Origin of the sequence: Candidatus Pelagibacter sp. HIMB1587 (assembly GCF_052047775.1) — a bacterium.
Classification (GTDB): domain Bacteria; phylum Pseudomonadota; class Alphaproteobacteria; order Pelagibacterales; family Pelagibacteraceae; genus Pelagibacter.
On the sequence record NZ_JBNAJJ010000002.1, the window covers coordinates 369659 to 388462 of the forward strand.

19 protein-coding genes are annotated in these 18804 nt (G+C 28.4%); 12 read left to right on the forward strand and 7 right to left on the reverse strand.

Going from position 1 to position 18804, the window contains the following annotated elements; genetic code table 11:
* The first annotated feature begins 160 nt into the window (after positions 1 to 160).
* Positions 161 to 724 carry an ActR/PrrA/RegA family redox response regulator transcription factor gene (locus ACTTBE_RS06460; protein ID WP_440677642.1) on the forward strand — a complete coding sequence of 188 codons (564 nt, stop codon included), beginning with the start codon at positions 161 to 163 and terminating at the stop codon, positions 722 to 724.
* On the opposite strand, the gene ACTTBE_RS06465 is transcribed toward ACTTBE_RS06460, so the two are convergent.
* Positions 717 to 1268 carry a biotin transporter BioY gene (locus ACTTBE_RS06465; RefSeq protein WP_440677643.1) on the reverse strand — a complete coding sequence of 184 codons (552 nt, stop codon included), beginning with the start codon at positions 1266 to 1268 and terminating at the stop codon, positions 717 to 719. The two genes, ACTTBE_RS06460 and ACTTBE_RS06465, sit on opposite strands and share 8 nt — an antisense overlap.
* A gap of 111 nt (positions 1269 to 1379) precedes the next feature.
* Here ACTTBE_RS06465 and polA point away from each other — a divergent pair, with 111 nt between their 5' ends.
* From polA to ACTTBE_RS06500, 7 genes are read left to right on the forward strand one after another with little or no spacing between them, the layout of a single operon-like run.
* Positions 1380 to 4154 carry a DNA polymerase I gene (gene polA / locus ACTTBE_RS06470; RefSeq protein WP_440677644.1) on the forward strand — a complete coding sequence of 925 codons (2775 nt, stop codon included), beginning with the start codon at positions 1380 to 1382 and terminating at the stop codon, positions 4152 to 4154.
* A gap of 56 nt (positions 4155 to 4210) precedes the next feature.
* Positions 4211 to 4918 (forward strand): response regulator transcription factor, encoded by a 708-nt coding sequence (locus ACTTBE_RS06475; protein ID WP_440677645.1) that lies wholly within the window; start codon positions 4211 to 4213, stop codon positions 4916 to 4918.
* Entirely contained in the window at positions 4918 to 6459 is a 1542-nt protein-coding gene (locus ACTTBE_RS06480; protein WP_440677646.1) for a sensor histidine kinase, read from the forward strand. Before ACTTBE_RS06475 ends, ACTTBE_RS06480 begins: the two co-directional genes overlap by 1 nt.
* Before the next feature lie 42 nt (positions 6460 to 6501).
* Positions 6502 to 7788 carry an adenosylhomocysteinase gene (gene ahcY / locus ACTTBE_RS06485; RefSeq protein WP_440677647.1) on the forward strand — a complete coding sequence of 429 codons (1287 nt, stop codon included), beginning with the start codon at positions 6502 to 6504 and terminating at the stop codon, positions 7786 to 7788.
* Positions 7772 to 8224, forward strand: a complete 453-nt coding sequence (tsaE, locus tag ACTTBE_RS06490; RefSeq protein WP_440677648.1) for a tRNA (adenosine(37)-N6)-threonylcarbamoyltransferase complex ATPase subunit type 1 TsaE — start codon at positions 7772 to 7774, stop codon at positions 8222 to 8224. Before ahcY ends, tsaE begins: the two co-directional genes overlap by 17 nt.
* A gap of 12 nt (positions 8225 to 8236) precedes the next feature.
* Complete coding sequence (locus ACTTBE_RS06495) at positions 8237 to 9178, forward strand: phosphotransferase (RefSeq protein WP_440677649.1); 942 nt, start codon at positions 8237 to 8239, stop codon at positions 9176 to 9178.
* 3 nt (positions 9179 to 9181) lie between these two features.
* Positions 9182 to 9871 carry a sugar phosphate nucleotidyltransferase gene (locus ACTTBE_RS06500; protein WP_440677650.1) on the forward strand — a complete coding sequence of 230 codons (690 nt, stop codon included), beginning with the start codon at positions 9182 to 9184 and terminating at the stop codon, positions 9869 to 9871.
* On the opposite strand, the gene ACTTBE_RS06505 is transcribed toward ACTTBE_RS06500, so the two are convergent.
* Positions 9849 to 10559, reverse strand: coding sequence for a 2,3-bisphosphoglycerate-dependent phosphoglycerate mutase (locus ACTTBE_RS06505; protein ID WP_440677651.1), 711 nt, complete (start codon positions 10557 to 10559; stop codon positions 9849 to 9851). The two genes, ACTTBE_RS06500 and ACTTBE_RS06505, sit on opposite strands and share 23 nt — an antisense overlap.
* 156 nt (positions 10560 to 10715) lie before the next feature.
* On the opposite strand from ACTTBE_RS06505, the gene ACTTBE_RS06510 reads away from it, so the two are divergent.
* Positions 10716 to 10994, forward strand: a complete 279-nt coding sequence (locus ACTTBE_RS06510; protein WP_440677652.1) for a VanZ family protein — start codon at positions 10716 to 10718, stop codon at positions 10992 to 10994.
* Positions 10981 to 11580, forward strand: a complete 600-nt coding sequence (locus ACTTBE_RS06515) for a transglycosylase SLT domain-containing protein (protein WP_440677653.1) — start codon at positions 10981 to 10983, stop codon at positions 11578 to 11580. The genes ACTTBE_RS06510 and ACTTBE_RS06515 overlap by 14 nt, the downstream gene beginning before the upstream one ends.
* Here ACTTBE_RS06515 and ACTTBE_RS06520 read toward each other — a convergent pair.
* Genes ACTTBE_RS06520 through msrA form a run of 4 tightly spaced genes read right to left on the reverse strand, consistent with a single transcriptional unit; the run spans position 11577 to position 16960 of the window.
* Positions 11577 to 14699 carry an efflux RND transporter permease subunit gene (locus ACTTBE_RS06520; protein ID WP_440677654.1) on the reverse strand — a complete coding sequence of 1041 codons (3123 nt, stop codon included), beginning with the start codon at positions 14697 to 14699 and terminating at the stop codon, positions 11577 to 11579. The two genes, ACTTBE_RS06515 and ACTTBE_RS06520, sit on opposite strands and share 4 nt — an antisense overlap.
* Before the next feature lie 4 nt (positions 14700 to 14703).
* Complete coding sequence (locus ACTTBE_RS06525) at positions 14704 to 15699, reverse strand: efflux RND transporter periplasmic adaptor subunit (protein WP_440677655.1); 996 nt, start codon at positions 15697 to 15699, stop codon at positions 14704 to 14706.
* Positions 15700 to 15702: 3 nt separating this feature from the next.
* Positions 15703 to 16515, reverse strand: coding sequence for a rhodanese-like domain-containing protein (locus ACTTBE_RS06530; protein WP_440677656.1), 813 nt, complete (start codon positions 16513 to 16515; stop codon positions 15703 to 15705).
* Between the two features lies 1 nt (position 16516).
* Entirely contained in the window at positions 16517 to 16960 is a 444-nt protein-coding gene (gene msrA / locus ACTTBE_RS06535; protein WP_440677657.1) for a peptide-methionine (S)-S-oxide reductase MsrA, read from the reverse strand.
* Positions 16961 to 16993: 33 nt separating this feature from the next.
* Here msrA and ACTTBE_RS06540 point away from each other — a divergent pair, with 33 nt between their 5' ends.
* Both ACTTBE_RS06540 and ACTTBE_RS06545 read left to right on the forward strand, forming a co-directional pair.
* Positions 16994 to 17875, forward strand: a complete 882-nt coding sequence (locus ACTTBE_RS06540; protein WP_440677658.1) for a DMT family transporter — start codon at positions 16994 to 16996, stop codon at positions 17873 to 17875.
* Positions 17868 to 18503, forward strand: coding sequence for a DNA-3-methyladenine glycosylase family protein (locus tag ACTTBE_RS06545; protein ID WP_440677659.1), 636 nt, complete (start codon positions 17868 to 17870; stop codon positions 18501 to 18503). The genes ACTTBE_RS06540 and ACTTBE_RS06545 overlap by 8 nt, the downstream gene beginning before the upstream one ends.
* Here ACTTBE_RS06545 and ACTTBE_RS06550 read toward each other — a convergent pair.
* Positions 18490 to 18786 carry a DUF1330 domain-containing protein gene (locus ACTTBE_RS06550; protein WP_440633386.1) on the reverse strand — a complete coding sequence of 99 codons (297 nt, stop codon included), beginning with the start codon at positions 18784 to 18786 and terminating at the stop codon, positions 18490 to 18492. The two genes, ACTTBE_RS06545 and ACTTBE_RS06550, sit on opposite strands and share 14 nt — an antisense overlap.
* Positions 18787 to 18804 lie beyond the last annotated feature (18 nt).

An 18804-nucleotide genomic window follows, 5' to 3' on the forward strand; every position in this document is an offset into this window, starting at 1 on the left:
TATGCCTCCAAAAAAAATTTAATAAAAAAAAGTTTTTAATAAAACTTTAATAATTTGAGCCATATAATGTAAACACAGGCAATGTAAAGCAAATAATTCAAGGCTGATTTGCGCAATTTTCATATATTGTAATATTAGATTTTGACCCCATATATGGTTGATGAAAAACGAAGCCAAATTACAAAATCTGAACGATTTCGAAAATAAGTCGCTTTTGATAGTAGATGATGACAATCCTTTTAGAGAAAGATTGGCAAGAGCTATGGAAAAAAAAGGTTTTGAAGTTTTTCAAGCTGAGAGTGTACAAAAGGGAGTTGAATCCGTTAAAAGTAAAAAACCAGGTTTCGCAGTTGTAGACTTAAGACTTGGAGACGGTAATGGCCTTGAGGTCGTTAAGGAGATTCAATCTTCTAATAATGATAGTAGAATTATAATGCTCACGGGTTATGGAAATATTCCTACTGCAGTTGCAGCTATCAAAGAAGGTGCAATTGATTACTTAGCAAAACCAGCAGATGCAGAAGATGTAGAAAAAGCATTGTTGGCAGATCCAGCTAAAAAAGCAGCACCGCCAGAAAATCCAATGTCAGCTGATAGAGTTAAATGGGAACATATCCATAGAGTATTTGAATTATGTAATAGGAATGTTTCTGAAACAGCTCGAAGATTGAAGATGCACAGAAGAACTCTTCAAAGAATTCTATCTAAAAGATCCCCTAGATAATATTTCTTATTTTAATTATTTGTTTAGCAGCTACAGCTAAAATAATAATTTTAAATAGTTCCGCTAATAAAAATGGTTTTGCACCAAGTGAAAATATTGGTTTATCCCAACCAATCAAAGTACCTAGCCATATTAAACCCAATATATAGATTGTAGATGTTGCGATAACTAATTTAGTTAGAATAATTATAAAACTATCTTTTGAATTAATTTTTGAGGCTAAATAACAAGCAGTTAAAAAACCAATTAAATATCCCATCGTTGGACCAGTAAAATAGACTATACCAACTCCTTTTTCTGGGGAGTTTGAAAATACTGGTAATCCCACAATACCCTCTAACAAATATAAACCTACAGAAGCTAAACCAATTTTAAAACCTAAGCTTACACCTAAGAATAAAACAACAAATGTCTGCATTGTCATTGGAACTGGATAAAACGGAATCTTAATTTTTGCAGAAATAGTTAAAGCAATTGAACCTAGAATTACAGCCAATAAAGATTTTATGATTTTTGTTTGTGTTAAGTTTTTTGTAAGTTCCATATTAAAATAATACTCAAAATATAAAAAATAATCTAGCTATATTAGCCTTAAGATTTAATTTTATTTTTTTATATACAGAAATTGTTAGCAATGTAATATTTGTTAATCTTCATGAATAAAATACAAAAAACAGATCATTTTTATTTAATTGATGGCTCTGGTTATATTTTTAGAGCTTATTATGCTCTACCACCATTAACTAGAAAAAGTGATGGACTGCCTACAGGTGCTGTAAGTGGATTTTGTAGCATGTTGTTTAAATTATTAGAGGACTCAAAATCTGATCAAAATTTACAGAAACCAACTCATTTTGCAGTAATTTTCGACTCAGCTAGAAAGACTTTTAGAAATGAAATTTATAGCGACTATAAAGCTAATCGATCAGAAGCCCCTGATGATTTAGCACCTCAGTTTGAGTATATTAGAAAATCAGTTTTAGCATTTAACTTACCTTCTGTGGATTTACCAAATTACGAAGCCGACGATCTAATAGCTACGTATGTTGATCAAATTCTTAAAAAAGGGGCAAAAGTTACAATCGTTTCATCAGATAAAGACTTAATGCAACTTTACAAAAAAGGTGTTCGAATTTTTGATCCTATGAAAAATAAATTTATCACTGAGGAAGATGTAATTAAAAAGTTTGGTGTTGATGCTTCAAAAGTTATAGATGTTCAATCTTTAGCAGGTGACAGTAGTGACAACGTACCAGGTGTTCCAGGAATAGGAGTTAAAACAGCCGCAGAACTAATTAATAAATATGGCACTTTAGAAAAATTATTAGAATCTGCCCATGAAATTAAACAGAATAAGAGAAGAGAAACTTTAATAGAGAATAAAGATAAAGCTTTAATTAGTAAAAAACTTGTAACTCTAGATGACAAGTCTCCAGTGAATAAAAACTTAACAGAATTTAAACTAAAAGAGGTTGATAAAGAAAAACTGTATAAATTTTTAAGAGAAATGGAGTTTAATAGATTATTAAGTTCTGCAATTTCAGCTTATGGGGAACCAAAGTTATCTGGATCTGAAAATAATTTAAAATCTACTGAAAAGCAAAAACCAATAAACAATAAAGATTATCATCTAATTACAGAAATGGATGAAATTGATAAGTGGATAGAAGACGCTGAAGAAGCAGGGGAAGTTGCCGTTGATACAGAAACAAACTCGTTAGACCCACATCAAGCTGATTTAGTTGGAATTTCTCTTTGTTCAAAAATTGGAAAAGCTTGTTATATACCAGTTGGTCACAAATCTCAGAAATGTTTAAATAAAGAGAGCGTTGTCAATAAATTGAAAAATTTATTAGAGGACCCAAGCGTTAAAAAAATTGGTCAAAATATTAAATTTGATTTTATAGTTTTTTATAAACTTGGCATTTCACTTTCATCTATGGAAGATACTATGCTTATGTCTTACGTTTTAGATGCTGGAAAGAACAGACATAATATGGATACTCTTTCAGATATTCATCTAGGACATAGGACAATTTCATTTAAAGAAATTGTTGGAACTGGTAAAAAAGAAATAAATTTTAGCGAAGTAGAGTTAGAAGCTGCAAAAAATTATGCAGCAGAAGATGCAGACATTACTTTCAGGCTATATAAAAAGTTTATAAAAAGCTTAAAATCTGAAAAATTATTTAATATCTATGAAATTTTTGAAAAACCACTAATTAAAATACTCGCATTCATGGAAATCGAAGGTGTTGAAGTAGATAGTAAATTTTTAAATTCTCTTTCTTCTAAATTTGATAAGAAAATCAAAAAAATTGAAAAAGAAGTTTTTAAAATTTCCAAGAAAGAATTTAATATTGCTTCACCAAAACAATTGGGAGAAATTATATACAATGATCTCAAAATTGCAGGGACAAAAAAAACAAAAAAGGGAAGTTTTGCAACAAGTGCAAGTGTTTTAGAAGATTTAGCCTTCAAAGGTCATGAATTTCCAAAATTAGTATTAGATTGGAGACAGGTTTCAAAATTAAAAAATACTTACTCAGACGCTTTGCCAGAGCATATTAATCCAAATACAAAAAGGGTTCACACATCTTTTTTATTGGCAGCAACAACAACAGGCAGATTAGCTTCAAGTGATCCAAATTTGCAAAATATTCCAATTAAATCTGAAGATGGAAAAGATATAAGAAAAGCGTTTAAGGCTAAAAAAGATCATCTATTAATATCCGCAGATTATAATCAAATTGAGATGAGAATTTTAGCAGATCTTGCAGATGTTAAAGAACTTAAAAAAGCTTTTAAAAATAACGAGGATATTCACTCATTAACAGCTAGCCAAATATTTAATATTGATATCAAAAAGGTAAATCAAGACCACAGAAGAAAGGCTAAAGCAATAAACTTTGGAATAATTTATGGAATTTCTCAGTATGGTTTAGCCAAACAAATAAATGTTTCTAATTATGAAGCAGAAGAATTTCTTAATGCTTATTTTGCTAAATTTCCTGAAATTAAAGTTTATATGGATAGCACAATTAAGTTTTGTAGAAAAAGTGGCTATGTAAATAACATATTCGGAAGAAGATCTCATTTTAATGGAATAAATGATAAAAATTTTAATGTAAGAAATTTTCAAGAGAGAGCAGCAATTAATGCTCCAATACAAGGGTCAGCATCTGAAGTTATGAGGTTAGCAATGATCAGATTATACAAAAAATTGAATGAAGAAAAAAATTTGAATTCAAAAATACTTCTTCAAATACACGACGAGCTTATTTTTGAAGTCCCAAAAAAAGAGGAAAAGGCAATGGTCAAGTTAATACAGAATGAGATGACCAGTGTTACTCAAAGTGATTATCATTCCTTTTCTACCCCTTTGACAGTTGATGTAAATGTTGGAGATAATTGGGGAATGCTTCACTAATTATATTCAATTGCCTAATTTAGAACAATTTAATATTTTTAAATCAATTATTAAAAATGCAAAAACAAACTATAGCTCTAATTGATGACGATAGAAATATACTGACTAGTCTTAGTATTGCTCTAGAAAAAGAGGGTTTCAAAGTTCAGACATATATTGATGGAGAGAGTGCATTAATCGGTCTTACTAGAATGCCACCTGACTTAGCAGTTATTGATATTAAAATGCCTAAAATGGATGGAGAAGAATTGCTTAAAAAATTAAGAAAAAAAACTTCTCTGCCAGTAATATTTTTAACATCCAAAGATGATGAAATTGATGAGTTGCTAGGATTAAAATTAGGTGCAGATGATTTTGTAAAAAAATCTGGTGGTTTTTCAATTAAAGTTTTGATTGAAAGAATAAGAGTTCAATTAAGAAAAAAAGATTCAAATAATTCATTAGAAGAAAATAAAAGCTTAATATCACATGGAAGATTAAAACTTGATCCATCTCAGCTTGAGTGTGAGTGGAATGGCAAACAATTGCCAGATAAATTAACAACTACTGAGTTTTTGATTGTTAAAGAATTGGCAAAAAGACCTGGGATTATCAAAGAAAGAGCCCAACTAATGGACATTGCTTACAGAGAAGATACAGATATTGAAGATAGAACTATTGATAGTCACGTCAAAAGAATAAGAAAAAAATTCAAAAAAGTAGATCCTGATTTTTCAGCTATTGAAACTAGATATGGTAGTGGATATAGATGGAATGTTAGCTGATGTTTAGTAAATACTTAAAGACACTTTCTATACTTAAAAAATTTCTATTTATAAACTTTGTAATATTTACAATTATTGGTTTATTTACACTTATTTATCTTACAAATATTGAGCCAAGTTTATTAAAAAAAAAATCTGAAGATCATATTAATATTATTAATAATACGACTGATAATATTAAAAGATTGAATATAAAATTTCAGGAAAATGATATTAGAAAATTTTTATTTTCTACAAGATTTATTTTTCAAAATTTAGACAGAGTTATTTTCTTTGACAATAGATTAGAATTAATTGGTGATACTGATACTTTAGATCTTGATCCACGATCCTTTTCAACAAGATTAGATAAAATTGAATTTGAAAGTTTGAGTGAAGAAGTTAATGAAGAGGAAAACAAAGAAAATAATTTTTCTCAAAATAACGAAACAAAAGCTTCATTTAAAGATTTATTAGAAAGGTACAACAATTCAGATAAATATGGAAATTATTATACTTTTACAGAAGATAATTTAAATCAATTTAAAGTTACAACAGTTAAAAATGTAAAAAGTGATGAAAATAATTTAGGTTTTATAGTTATCTCAGAAAATGCTAATGAGATTAAGACAGCTATTGATGAGAGAAGAGCATTTGTAATTAGAACGGCTATATCAGTTGGTTTTGTAATTTTAATTTTTTCTTTTGTACTTAGTAGATATTTTATTAAACCAATTCAAAACTTAGTTGGATACACAATCAAAGTAAAAGAAAAAAACCCTGGTAAAACAGGAATTGAAAATTTGAAGAATAGAAATGACGAGTTGGGATTATTATCTAATTCAATGGAGGATATGACTAATGAATTACAAAAACGAATTTCTCATGCAGAAAATTTTTCAACAGATTTAGTTCATGAAATAAGAAATCCACTAGCATCTTTAAAAAGTGCATCTGAAATTTTAAAAGATACAAAAGATATAAATCAAAGGACTAAGCTTTTAGATATTCTTACACATGACGTACAAAGAATTGAAAGATTAATTACAGATTATTCACAAATGTTAAAAGATGAAGTTGCTCTTAGTAAAGAGCAAATGAAAAAATTAGATATACAACCAATTATCCAATCTGTTGTTGATGATTATAACAACATTTATAAATTCAAGAAAAATATAAGTATAAACTATCAAAATGATGGAAAGTCAGAGTATCTAATTAATGGAATAGAAAATAGGATTGAACAAATCGTTGCTAATTTATTGGATAATTCTATTTCATTTAGTGAAGAAGGTAGTGAGGTGATTGTGAATGTTTCAAATGGATTAGAAAAAAAAGTTATAATTAAAATTTTAGATGAAGGACAAGGATTTAAAGAGAAAGATACTTCAAAAATTTTTAACCGTTTTTACAGTAATAGACCAGAAAGTTTTGGTGAGCATTCAGGATTAGGTTTAAATATTGTAAAAAATTTAGTTGATCTTCATGATGGAAAAATTGAAGCATCCAATAGGCTAGATAAGCAAGGAGCATTGATAGAAATACAATTTCCTAGGTTATAATCTTTAGTTGATAAAATAGAACTTAACTGTATAAAGCTCGCTATGGATGATTTTAAAGTAAAAGATATTTCCCAAGCTGAATTTGGAAGAAAAGAAATTTCTATTGCAGAAAGTGAAATGCCTGGTTTAATGGCATTAAGAGAAGAGTATTCAAGAGAAAAACCTCTAAAAGGTGCTAGAATTATTGGATGTCTTCATATGACTATTCAAACAGCAGTACTAATTGAGACATTAGTAGATCTTGGAGCAGAAGTAAGATGGTCATCTTGCAATATATTTTCTACACAAGACCATGCAGCAGCAGCAATAGCAAAAGCTGGAATTCCTGTTTATGCCTGGAAAGGTGAAACAGAAGAAGAGTACTTATGGTGTATTAAACAAACAATAGTTGGAAAACCTGATTGGAAACCCAACATGTTATTAGATGATGGGGGAGATTTAACTGCCATTATGCACAATGAATACAAAGATTTAATGAAAGATATAAAAGGTGTTTCAGAGGAGACCACAACTGGAATTAAAGCGTTAAATAAAATGGAGAAAGATAATTCTTTATTAGTTCCTGCAATAAACGTTAATGACTCTGTAACGAAATCTAAATTTGATAACTTATATGGATGTAGAGAAAGTTTAGTTGACGGTATCAGAAGAGCTACCGATGTTATGATGTCAGGTAAAATTGCAATAGTTGCTGGTTTTGGTGACGTTGGAAAAGGAAGTGCTGCATCTTTAAGACAAAGTGGGGCTAGAGTTCTTGTTACAGAAGCAGATCCTATATGTGCACTTCAGGCAGCTATGGAAGGTTATGAAGTAGTTTTAATGGAAGAAGCAATTAGTAGAGCGGACATAGTGGTTACTGCAACTGGAAATAAAGATATTGTTACTGCTGATCACATGAGAGACATGAAGGATAGAGCAATCTTATGTAATATTGGACACTTTGATAATGAAATACAAGTTGAGGCATTGAAAAATTACAAATGGACAGAAGTTAAGCCCCAAGTACATGAAATCGAATTACCAAGTGGAAAGAGAATTATCCTTTTAGCCGAGGGAAGATTAGTTAATTTAGGTTGTGCAACTGGACATCCAAGTTTCGTAATGAGCGCATCTTTTACCAATCAAGTAATTGCTCAAATAGAACTTTGGCATAACCATAAAAATTATGAAAATAAAGTTTATGTTTTACCCAAGCACTTAGATGAAAAAGTAGCAACATTACATTTAAAAAAAGTTGGGGCTAAATTAACAAAATTATCAAAAGAACAAGCAGATTACATAAGTGTTGGAACAGAAGGCCCATTCAAACCAGATGCCTATCGCTATTAAAAATAGCAAGATCGATATAAGTTCAGAAGAAACAACAAAAGTTTTAGCAGAAAGTTTTAAAAATTTTTTACAAGGTGGAGAAATTATATTTTTATACGGTGAAATGGGTGTGGGTAAAACTACATTTATAAAATTTTTAATTAATGAATTTCAAAAAAGTTCAGATTTTCCAATTACAGAAGTTTCAAGTCCAACATTTAATTTATTAAATGAATATCAAGTAGGTCCCAAGAAGATAAAACATTACGATTTATTTAGGATTAAAAATAAAAGAGATACTAATGATCTAAACATATTTGAAAAAGATAATAATTTAATTACTTTTGTTGAGTGGCCAGAGCTAGTTAAAGATACTCAGGCAAAAGTTATTGTATTAAGATTTAACTATGAAAATGAGCTAAATAATAGAAGTGTTGAAATCACAGGCATTGATTAAGAATATACTAGAATGAAAAATTCAAAAGATTTGAAAAAAATTAAAGGAGATGCATCATTTAGAACTTTTTATAGAAGTAAAAAAAATAACTCTATAGTTGTTTATGCAAAAAAAGAAAAAGAGAAAAATTTATTAATTTATGATGCAGTCAACAAAATTTTAATAAAAAATAGAATTTTTGCACCAAATCTGATTAGTCATGATTATAAAAAAAACTTCATTGAAATTCAGGATTTCGGAAATATCTCATTATTTAAAATTTTAAAAAATAAAAAAAAAAATAAGTATTTATTTTTTAAAAATATTATTCACCTACTTAATAAATTACAAAGTATAAAAACTAAAAAGATAAAAAATTTTTTAAATCAAATTTATAAACTTCAATTATATAAAAATAAAATTTTATATAATGAATCAAAACTTTTTAGCGACTGGTATGTTGAAAAAAAATTAAATAAAAATAAATCTTTATTCAAGAAAAAATTTAAAAACGAGATAAAGAAATTATTATCTAAACTTAATAATAAAAACGTTACTTTTGTACATAGGGATTTTCATGTTTCAAATTTAATGTATTTTAAAAATCGAATTGGCTTAATTGACAATCAAGACGCTCTTATTGGAAATAAAGCTTATGATTTAGCATCATTGATAGATGATGTTAGATTTAAAACTAATAACAGATTAAAAAAAAAGATTTTTGATTATTATATAAAAACCAATAATAAAATTAACTTAATTAAATTTAAACAAGACTTTGAAATACTGTCAGTTCTAAGAAATTTAAAAATCATTGGAATTTTCACAAGGCTCGCTTATAGAGATAATAAAAAAAAGTATATTCAATTAATCCCTTATGCATGGGAAATGATAGATTACAGATTAAAACAGAATAAGATTTTTAAGGATTTAAAATTATTATTAAAAAATAATTTTCCAGAATTTATCAATTAAATTATGAAAATAAATACAGCGTTAATATTATGTGCGGGATATGGAAAAAGATTAAACCCAATAACATTAGATACGCCCAAACCATTGTTAGAGTTACATAATGTAACAATGTTAGAAAAATGCATCCAGTTGATTAAAAGTTTGGGAATCAAGAAAATTTTAATAAATTCATTTTATTTAAAAGATCATTTTCCAAAATTTTTTAAAGATAAAAATTTTGATATTGATATTGAAATTATAGAAGATGGAAAAGAAATTTTAGATACTGGGGGCGGTATTTTAAATTTAATTAAGCATTCTAATGAAGATGATTTTATAGTTTTTAATCCTGATACTGTTTGGACAAAAGAGTATTTTTATGAAATTAATAAAATGGAAGAGTTCTATTTTAGTGAAAAATTAAAAAATATTCTTTTATTAGTAAACAAAAATTTAAGTTTTGATAAAAATTTAAAGGGTGATTTCAATTTAGAAAATAATCTGATTACTAAGGAATTAGATAAAAATTATATCTACATCGGCTGTCAGATATTAAGGAAAGAATTGTTTAAAAATGAAACTAATGAAAAATTTTCAATTTCTAAAATTTGGAACAAATTGATTGATACTAAAGATTTACATGGATATGAAAGCAAACAAAATTTTTATCATTTAACTAATTTGGAAATCTTCAAAAAACTAAAAGATCTTTAGCTCTGTCAGAGTCTAAATATTTAGCACTTAAAACTTTTTTATCTCCATTTACTTCAATAAGTAAAGGATTACCTGTCGGTATTTCTAATTTTGAAATTACATCATTATCCAAATTAAATAGGTACTTACAAAGAGCTCTAATTGAATTTCCATGTGCAGATATTAAAATATTTTTATCATTTACGATTTTAATATTTTTTTTGTAAAAATCTATTACTCTCTCATAAGTGTCTTTTAGAGACTCTGTACTAGGTATTTTATCTTCAGGAATATTTTTATAAATTTCTATATTAGATGGGTGATATGGATTTTGTTTGTCTAGAGGATCAGGTCTTAAATCCCAAGACCTTCTAAACTGATGCACCTTATCTTCCCCTAATTTTACCTTCATTTCGTCTTTGTTGAGACCAGTAAGTGCACCATAATGTCTTTCGTTTAATTCCCATGCCTCACTAGGAACTTTATTGTCCTTTAATTCTCCTTGAATTATTTTTAATGTATTTTTGGCTCTTAATTGAACAGATGAGAAATAAAGATCTATTGTTAGGTTGTTTTTATTAATTAATTCACCTGCTTTTTTTGCTTCAGATTTACCATTTTCTGTCAAATCAACATCTACCCATCCTGTAAATTTTTTTTCTAAATTCCAAACACTTTGACCGTGTCTTACTAATATTAAATAACTCATTTGTTTATCTTTTAGATCAATTTGATAAATAAAACTATTACATTAATGATTAATATATTTTCAAGATATAAGTTCATTTTTTATTCATTAAACTTTGTAATAATTTTTCTGTATTTATTTCCAGGAAGTATATTGGGATTTTTTTTGTATGGGGATTTGAAAAAACAACCACAAATTACACCAGATTTTTGGATCTCAACAAACCATCTATATGCTTTTTTAATTCTATCTGTTGTAGGACTTTTTACATTTAATAAAATAGAACACTTTAAAATAATAAGTATTTATCTTATTTTACTTTCAATAGTTTTAGAATTTCTCCATTTATTAGTTCCAGAAAGAAGTTTTCAATTTTCTGATTTATTTGGAAACTTAATTGGTGTTGTAATAGTTGTTATTATATGTTTTTTTTTAAGAAAAAATGAAAAATATTAGAAGTATTTATATATTTATATTTATTTTATTTTTATGTGGTTGTTCTTCAATCCCAAAAAATGTTTCTGATAGTTGCTCAATATTTAATGAAAAATATCTTTGGTATAAGCATGCTAAAAAAGCAGAAGCAAAGTGGGGTACACCTGTGTATTTACAATTAGCTATTATAAAGATGGAATCTAGCTTTGATAGCTTGGCAAAACCTCCAAGACAAAAAATATTCAAAGTTATCCCTTACAAAAGACCTTCTAGTTCTTTTGGATATTCCCAAGCAGTCAAAGGTACTTGGAAGCAATACAAAGAAGAAACTGGAAATAAATTTGCAATAAGAACAAGATTTAAAGATAGTGTGGATTTTATTGGTTGGTATACAAACAAAACTGAGAAAATTTTAAAAGTTTCAAAGAAAGATGCTTTTAGACAATATGTTGCATACCATGAGGGGTGGGGGAATTACAAAAATTATAAAAAAAATAATAAGGTTATTAACTTAGCTAAAAGAGTTGAGAAACAGTCAAATATTTATAAAAAACAATTATCTGATTGTAAAAATAAATTAACTACAAGTAAGTATATTATTTTTTAATTTAATTGTTTTTTCAGCTCTATATCTACGGCGTCAATCCGCTTAGTATTTTTTGCTAATGCTAAATACATTGTAGGAGTCACATATAAAGTAAAGAATGTAGATATAATCATTCCACCTAAAATAGTTGCACCAACTGCTAATCTTGATCCTTCTCCAGCTCCGGGACCTATATTTCCGATAACCAAAGGTATCATAGCAATCATAGTACTTAGTGATGTCATTATAATAGGTCTAATTCTTAGCTTACAGGCTTTCAACACTGCCTCTTGAATTTTAACACCTGTTGTTCTTATTTGATTGGCATAATCGACTATTAAAATACTATTCTTCGTAGAAATACCAATAAGAATGATTAAGGCAATTTGTGAGAATATATTTACTGAACTATTTAAAAATAAAATAAATACTAAACCACCAAATACAGCCAAAGGAACTGTCAAAATAATTATGAAAGGGTGTACAAATGAGTTAAATGTTGCCGCCATTACCAAATAAGCAGTCAACAAAGCTAAAGCAAAAATTAAATAAATTTCGTTTGTAGTTTCTTTCAATTCTTCTGATTTTCCTTTCCAAGTAATTTGGTTTTGAGGCGCAACTTTTATCATTACATCTTCTAAATATTTAACAGCTTCAGTTAGTGTGTAATTTTCTGATAGTGCAGCTGAAATTGTAACAGCTCTTTGTCGATTATATCTTGGTAGTGCCTCTGCAGTTCCTTTTTCCTCAAATTCAACAAGACTAGCAATTGAAACTAATTTTCCAGTTGTTTCAGATCTTACAAATATTTTTGATAATCCGTCTTGATCACGTCTATCAGCTAAATATTGTTGTAAGATTATTGGGTATTCTCTTCCTTCTTTACTAAATGAAGTAACTCTTTTTCCTCCATAAAGTGTTTCAAGAGTTCTACCTATATTTTCTGTAGATACACCTAGGTCATTAGCACGATTTTTGTTTGTAATTAATTTTACTTCAGGTTTGTTTTTTGTGTAATCACTTTCAATTCTGAACATATTTCTATTTTTTCTTAACTCTCTTAGAACACTATTTTGAATATCTTCTAATTCTTCATAGCTTGTCCCATAAATAACCATCTGTACTGGTTTGTTGTAGTTTGAAACTCTTATTCCTTGCGGAGATATTGGAAATGCAAAAGTTTCTGGAACTGAAACTACTTGTCCAATAGCTTCTCTTAATACAGTTTGACTATTTTTTTCTCTATTTTTCCATTCATCAAGTAAAGCAATAATTATAAAAGTGTTATAAGATGTTGCAGATCTTCCAAATCCAGGGACTCTCATGATTAGTCTTTCATATGGGCTATCTTCTGCTTGCAATAATCTTAATATTCTTCCTTCAATTATCTGAGCCTTTTCTTGAGTATATTCAAATGAACTACCCTCATCTGTCGAACCTATTATTAAATAAGAACCTCTATCCTCCATAGGCAGCAATTCTTTTTTTGAAAAATTAAAAAGATAAGCAGATGCTGCAACGATAAAAATGATAAATATCGAAATAGTTTTTTGTCTATTTATCCAGTACTTAAGTGAATCAATATAAAATCCAGTAAAAGATTTAAATTTATTATTAAATTTTTTAACTAAGAAATTAACTTTTTCTTTTTTATTTAAAAACTTACTTCCAAGCATTGGAGATAGAGTTAATGCAACAAAGGATGATACTACAATTGAAAATGATAGCGCTATAGCAGTCTCTTTAAATAAAGTTCCAGATATCCCTTTAATAAATATAAGGGGCAAGAACACTGCAATTAAAATTAAAGTAGTTGCAATAATAGCAAAAGTAATTTGCTTAGAACCTTTATAAGCAGCAACTAGTGGTGTTTCACCATTTTCTATTCTAGTATAAATAGCATCTGTCATAATTACAGAGTCATCAGTAATTATTCCTATTGCTAAAATAAAACTTAATAATACAAAAATATTTATTGAGAGATCAAATATGTATAATCCAAGAAATGAACCGATTAAACTAACAGGAAGAGCTACAGCTGGTACAATTACCGCTTTAAGATTTCCAAGAAAAAGATAAATAATTAAAACTACTAAAACAAAAGCAATAATTAAACTTTTATAAACTTCTTCGATTGCAGCACCAATATATGTTGCTCTATTAAATGCAATCTCCAAACTTAGTCCATCTGGAAGTGATTTATTCAGTTCTTTTATTTTGGCTTTAATTTGGTTTGATAACTCTACTGTTGAAGCACCACTTTTAGCGTATATGCCAATTCCCACAGTTTTTAAGTTGAGTGCATTTTTACTTTGTGCTTTGAATAAAGTTTTCTCTGAAACAGGTCCAAACTCTATATTTGCAACATCAGAAAGTATTACTACTTTGTCTTTATTTTTTCTAAGAGGAAGTTGCTTTATAGTATCTATGTTTGAATAAGACTTATCTATATTTAAAGTTAAATCTTTATTATTTGCCTCTAATGTACCAGCAGGAATATTAAGATTTTCATTTCTTAACGCTCTTTCAACCTCTTGAATTGTAAGGTTATTGGCTGCTAATTTGATAGGGTCTATCCAAACTCTTACACTAAGCTCTCTTAGTCCACCAACTAAGATTCTTCCAACATTTGGAACACTTGAAAAAGCATCTATCAGATATCTTTCAGCATAATCTCCAAGATCGAGATCATCCCATGTAGGAGATGTCAGTGCTACCCACATTGTAGTTGTGAAACCTGCTGCTTGTTTTAGAATTTGGGGTGGATTAGACTCGCTAGGTAAATTATCAACAACACGAGCAACTCTTTCTCTAATATCATTCGCTGCATCGTCTAAATCAATATCTGTATTAAATTGTATATTAATTCTGCTTCGTCCATTCAAAGAACTAGAGTCGATGTTTTTAATTCCTTCGGCACCACCTATTACGTCCTCAAGTTTTTGAGTTATTTCTTCATCAACAATTTCTGCTGACGCTGATTTATAATCTGTTTGAACTTGAACTACTGGAGGCTGTATTCCATCTGGAAGTTCTCTAACTGGTAGCTCTGCAAAAACAAATATTCCAAAAATAATTAGAATTAAAGACATTACCCATGCAACAACAGGTCGTTTAATACTAACTTCGGTTATATACATTTAATTATTTTTTTTCTTTTTCAGATTTTTTAAAAATATTTTTTAGCCAATCAAATTTACCTTTTTTTTCCTCAGCTTTTTTGGATCCCTTTTTTTTACCCCAACCAGAATTTCCTTGTTTTTTCTTTGCACCTTTTTCTATAGGTCTTATGGTTAAATTTGGTCTAACTTTTTTTGTACCTTCGGCAACTATTTTATCTCCTTTATTTAATCCATCTAAAATTTCTACAAATCCTAAATATCTATCACCTACAGTTACGTTTGTTTTCATTACTTTATTTTTCTCATCCACTTTATATATAAAAATATTTTCACCTTCGACTATTGTGCTTGTATCGGGTGCACTTAAACCATCTCTAACATTATATTTAATTGAAATTTCCAAAAATGAACCTGGTAAAATTTCTCCAAATTTATTATCCATTTTTATTCTTGTGGCTAATGATCTCGTGTCTTGACTTATTCTGCTTGCAAAAGAGTCAACTTTACCTTTGTAAATTTTATTTTTGTATCCTGAAAACTTTATATCAACAGGTAAACCAACTTTTATAAATGGAACAAAAATTTCTGGTATATCCACATCACAATATAGTGAGCTAGTATCTTCTAAATTAATTAATAGAGAAGATTTTGATACCTCTAAATCTTCAGAAAATTCTCTTTTCCCAATAACCCCATCAAATTGAGCAATAATTTTTCTATTCTTAAGATTAGCAACAACATCGCCTTTTTTAACTTTTTTATTAAAATCTATTGGCTTTAATATCTCATACTTTTCAACCTTAAATGACTGAGTTTTAACTGGTGCTGCTGTTCCGTATGTACTTATAACATTTTCAAAAGTTCTCTCTTGTGTTGTGGTTACTATTATTCCAGGAGGAGGTCTTTTACTAAATTTTTTCTTAAAATGATTTCCAATCATTGTTCTGCCAATAATCACTATGGCAATAATTAAAAAGAAGATGACGATTATACTCGTGATTTTAGTTGATGTTTTCATAATTTAAATTTTTCCATATTCTGACCAAGATCCGTCATAAATGGTTGGGAGATATTTAGTATTAACTAAAGAATATGCAAGCGCTAAAACACAAGCAGTAACACCAGATCCACAAGAAAAAACTAAATTTTCCTCAAAATTTTTTGATATTTCTTGAAATAATTTATTTAAATCCTCTTTATTTTTAAAAGTCTTATTTTCATTTATTACCTCTACAAAAGGTAAACATACCGAATTTGGAATAGAACCACTTCTTACATTTTTTCTTGGATCTGGAGCTTTACCTTCAAATCTTTCTCTACTTCGCGCATCTACCACTTTGAATTCTTTTTTAGAAATATTTTGATCAATTACGACTTTATTTTTTACAAGTTTAGATAATTCATTACCCTCATAATTAGATTTATTTAAATTTTCTGAAATATTTGAAGTCTTTTTATTTTCACTTTTCCATTTTTTAAAACCACCATCAAGAACATTAATCAATTTTGGATCATGACCAAAATAAATGAAATTATACCAACCTCTGCATGAACTTATGACATTTGAATTATCATAAATTACTATTTGATCATCATTTGAAATTCCCAAGTCTGAAATTATTTCATTCCAAGCCACTAAGCTTGGAAGCATATGAGGAAGGTCTGTGTCTTGTTTTGAATTTTTATCTAAATCAAAAAAAATAGCATTTGGGATATGCTCTTTATCAAACTCATCTTGAGCATTTCTATTTTCAGCAGGCATATGCCAAGAACAATCAACTATCTTCACTTTGTTGAGATTTTTCTCTAGCCAATCTGTATCAACCAATGACATATTATCTCTTTTCTAGATACTTTTGGTGATACTCCTCTGCTGCACAATAGTTTTTAGTTAATGAAATTTTTGTTACTACTTTGCCAGATAGTTTAATATTTTCTTTTTCTACCATCTTTTCCGCAATAGTTTTTTGATCATCGTTTGTATAAAAAATTTCACTTCTATACTGAGTACCAAAGTCAGGACCTTGAGAATTTAAAGTAGTGGGGTCATGAAATTTAAAAAAATGTTCAAGAATATTTTCGTAAGAAATTATATTTGGATCAAATTCTAACTTAACTACTTCAGCATGATTGGTTGTACCAGAACAAACTTCTTTATAATTTGTTTTGTCAGAGTTACCTCCACAATATCCTACTTCTGTTTTTGCGATACCATCAAGTTTGCTAAACTTTATTTCTGGTCCCCAAAAACATCCTAAACCTAAAATTGCTATTTCCATTGATAAATACCTTAATTAATCTAAGTTAATCACATGTTGTCAAAAAATCAATTGGGCTTTTTTTATATGTTTATATCTGTATGTGCTTTCTCGCTAATGGATTTAATTGTTAAATGGTCTGATGATTATCCAGTTGGGCAAGTTTTGTTTTTTAGAGGCTTTTGTGGAATAATCCCAATTTTATTCCTCATTCCTAAAGATCGGTATCTTGATTTCTATAAAACAACGCGACCTGTACTTCATTTTAAAAGATGCTTAGCAGGACTTATAGCTTTAGTTTCTATATTTGTTGCACTTAGAAATTTACCTTTGGCAACCGTTGTAAGTATTTCCTTTGCCGCACCAATTTTTATTACAATTTTTTCAATTTTTTTATTAAATGAAAAAGTTGGTTTATATAGATGGATGGCAGTGTTAGTTGGATTTTTAGGAATAATATTTATTACCGAGCCAGGATTTAGTGCTTTAAATGTGTATTATATTTACCCAATTATATTTTGTTTAGGTCTTTCCTATGTGGCAATTGCTATAAGAAAATTATCATCAACCGAACCTGCCTGGTTGATTAGCTTTTTCTTTTCATTCTCTATAATGCTTCTAAGTTTTTTATCGTTTTATCAGGGATGGATCTTGCCAAGTTTACTTGATTTATTTTTGCTATCAATGGTTGGTATATTGGGTGGTCTTGCAAATTTATGGCTATCACAATCTTATAAATATTCAGAAGTTAGTTTGGTTTCTCCCTTAAAATATCTTGGATTAGTTTTTGCAATAATATTTGGATATTTTATTTGGAATGAAATACCAACTTCTAAAACTTTATTAGGTGCTTTATTAGTTATTGTTTCATCTATAATTATATTTAGAAGAGAAATGTATTTAAAAAAAAAACTATCTGTTTCACGTCATGAGTAAAACCCCATCATATTGGAATAAAGCAAAAAAGTATTTATCAAAAAAAGATAAAACCATGTCTTCTTTGATTAAAAAATATAAGTCACCATCAGAAACTGTTCTTACATCAAGGCGAGATGTTTTCTTTTCTCTTTGTAAAAGTATAATTGGTCAACAAATTAGTGTAGCTGCAGCTAACTCAGTTTTTTTAAAGTTTAAAAAAAAGTGTAAAAACAAAATTAATGCAAAAACAGTGAATAAATTATCAAGCTCTCAATTAAAGAGCTGTGGATTAAGCAGACAAAAAGTTAAGGGTATAAAAAGTTTAGCAGAACAAGTATTAAATAAAACATTTAATCCTAAAGTTATTCCAGGTATGTCTGATGAAGAAGCAATTATTTATTTATCTAAACTAAGACAAATAGGAAGATGGTCAGCTGAAATGATTTTATTATTTACTTATAATCGTCCTGATATATGGCCTGTACAAGATATAGGACTTCTAAGAGCTATTTCAAAAAATTATAATAAAAAATATCTTCCACCCGAAAGCTATGTAAACTTATTACAAAAAAGATTTTCCCCATATTGTTCTGTAGCCACATGGTATCTTTGGAGAAGTATAGATCCTGAGCCTATTCAATATTAAAAGCCTCGACTATCTGTAAGTTTCTTTCGGTAGTATCTTTTGCGAGCGCCCAACCTTCTTGATATTCTTTAGAGTCATGACACTCCATAGCTTTTTCATAACTAGGAAATTCCCAAATTACTGTTCTTGGGTATGTTTCTCCCTCTAAAGTATTAAACTTTCCTCCTCTTACTAATGGAACACCTCCATAACTTTTTATTATATCTGTAACTTTAGCTCCATATTTTTTAATATTTTCTTGGTTATCTATCTTTTTATACAAAGCAATCCAGTAAACCTTCATCATTTCTCCTTTTTAAAT

Coding starts and splice junctions, on each gene's coding strand:
- ACTTBE_RS06460 (WP_440677642.1), top strand. CDS start 161: ATGAAAAACGAAGCCAAATTACAAAATCTGAACGATTTCGAAAATAAG.
- ACTTBE_RS06465 (WP_440677643.1), bottom strand. CDS start 1,268: ATGGAACTTACAAAAAACTTAACACAAACAAAAATCATAAAATCTTTA.
- polA (WP_440677644.1), top strand. CDS start 1,380: ATGAATAAAATACAAAAAACAGATCATTTTTATTTAATTGATGGCTCT.
- ACTTBE_RS06475 (WP_440677645.1), top strand. CDS start 4,211: ATGCAAAAACAAACTATAGCTCTAATTGATGACGATAGAAATATACTG.
- ACTTBE_RS06480 (WP_440677646.1), top strand. CDS start 4,918: ATGTTTAGTAAATACTTAAAGACACTTTCTATACTTAAAAAATTTCTA.
- ahcY (WP_440677647.1), top strand. CDS start 6,502: ATGGATGATTTTAAAGTAAAAGATATTTCCCAAGCTGAATTTGGAAGA.
- tsaE (WP_440677648.1), top strand. CDS start 7,772: ATGCCTATCGCTATTAAAAATAGCAAGATCGATATAAGTTCAGAAGAA.
- ACTTBE_RS06495 (WP_440677649.1), top strand. CDS start 8,237: ATGAAAAATTCAAAAGATTTGAAAAAAATTAAAGGAGATGCATCATTT.
- ACTTBE_RS06500 (WP_440677650.1), top strand. CDS start 9,182: ATGAAAATAAATACAGCGTTAATATTATGTGCGGGATATGGAAAAAGA.
- ACTTBE_RS06505 (WP_440677651.1), bottom strand. CDS start 10,559: ATGAGTTATTTAATATTAGTAAGACACGGTCAAAGTGTTTGGAATTTA.
- ACTTBE_RS06515 (WP_440677653.1), top strand. CDS start 10,981: ATGAAAAATATTAGAAGTATTTATATATTTATATTTATTTTATTTTTA.
- ACTTBE_RS06520 (WP_440677654.1), bottom strand. CDS start 14,699: ATGTATATAACCGAAGTTAGTATTAAACGACCTGTTGTTGCATGGGTA.
- ACTTBE_RS06525 (WP_440677655.1), bottom strand. CDS start 15,699: ATGAAAACATCAACTAAAATCACGAGTATAATCGTCATCTTCTTTTTA.
- ACTTBE_RS06530 (WP_440677656.1), bottom strand. CDS start 16,515: ATGTCATTGGTTGATACAGATTGGCTAGAGAAAAATCTCAACAAAGTG.
- msrA (WP_440677657.1), bottom strand. CDS start 16,960: ATGGAAATAGCAATTTTAGGTTTAGGATGTTTTTGGGGACCAGAAATA.
- ACTTBE_RS06540 (WP_440677658.1), top strand. CDS start 16,994: ATGTTGTCAAAAAATCAATTGGGCTTTTTTTATATGTTTATATCTGTA.
- ACTTBE_RS06545 (WP_440677659.1), top strand. CDS start 17,868: ATGAGTAAAACCCCATCATATTGGAATAAAGCAAAAAAGTATTTATCA.
- ACTTBE_RS06550 (WP_440633386.1), bottom strand. CDS start 18,786: ATGAAGGTTTACTGGATTGCTTTGTATAAAAAGATAGATAACCAAGAA.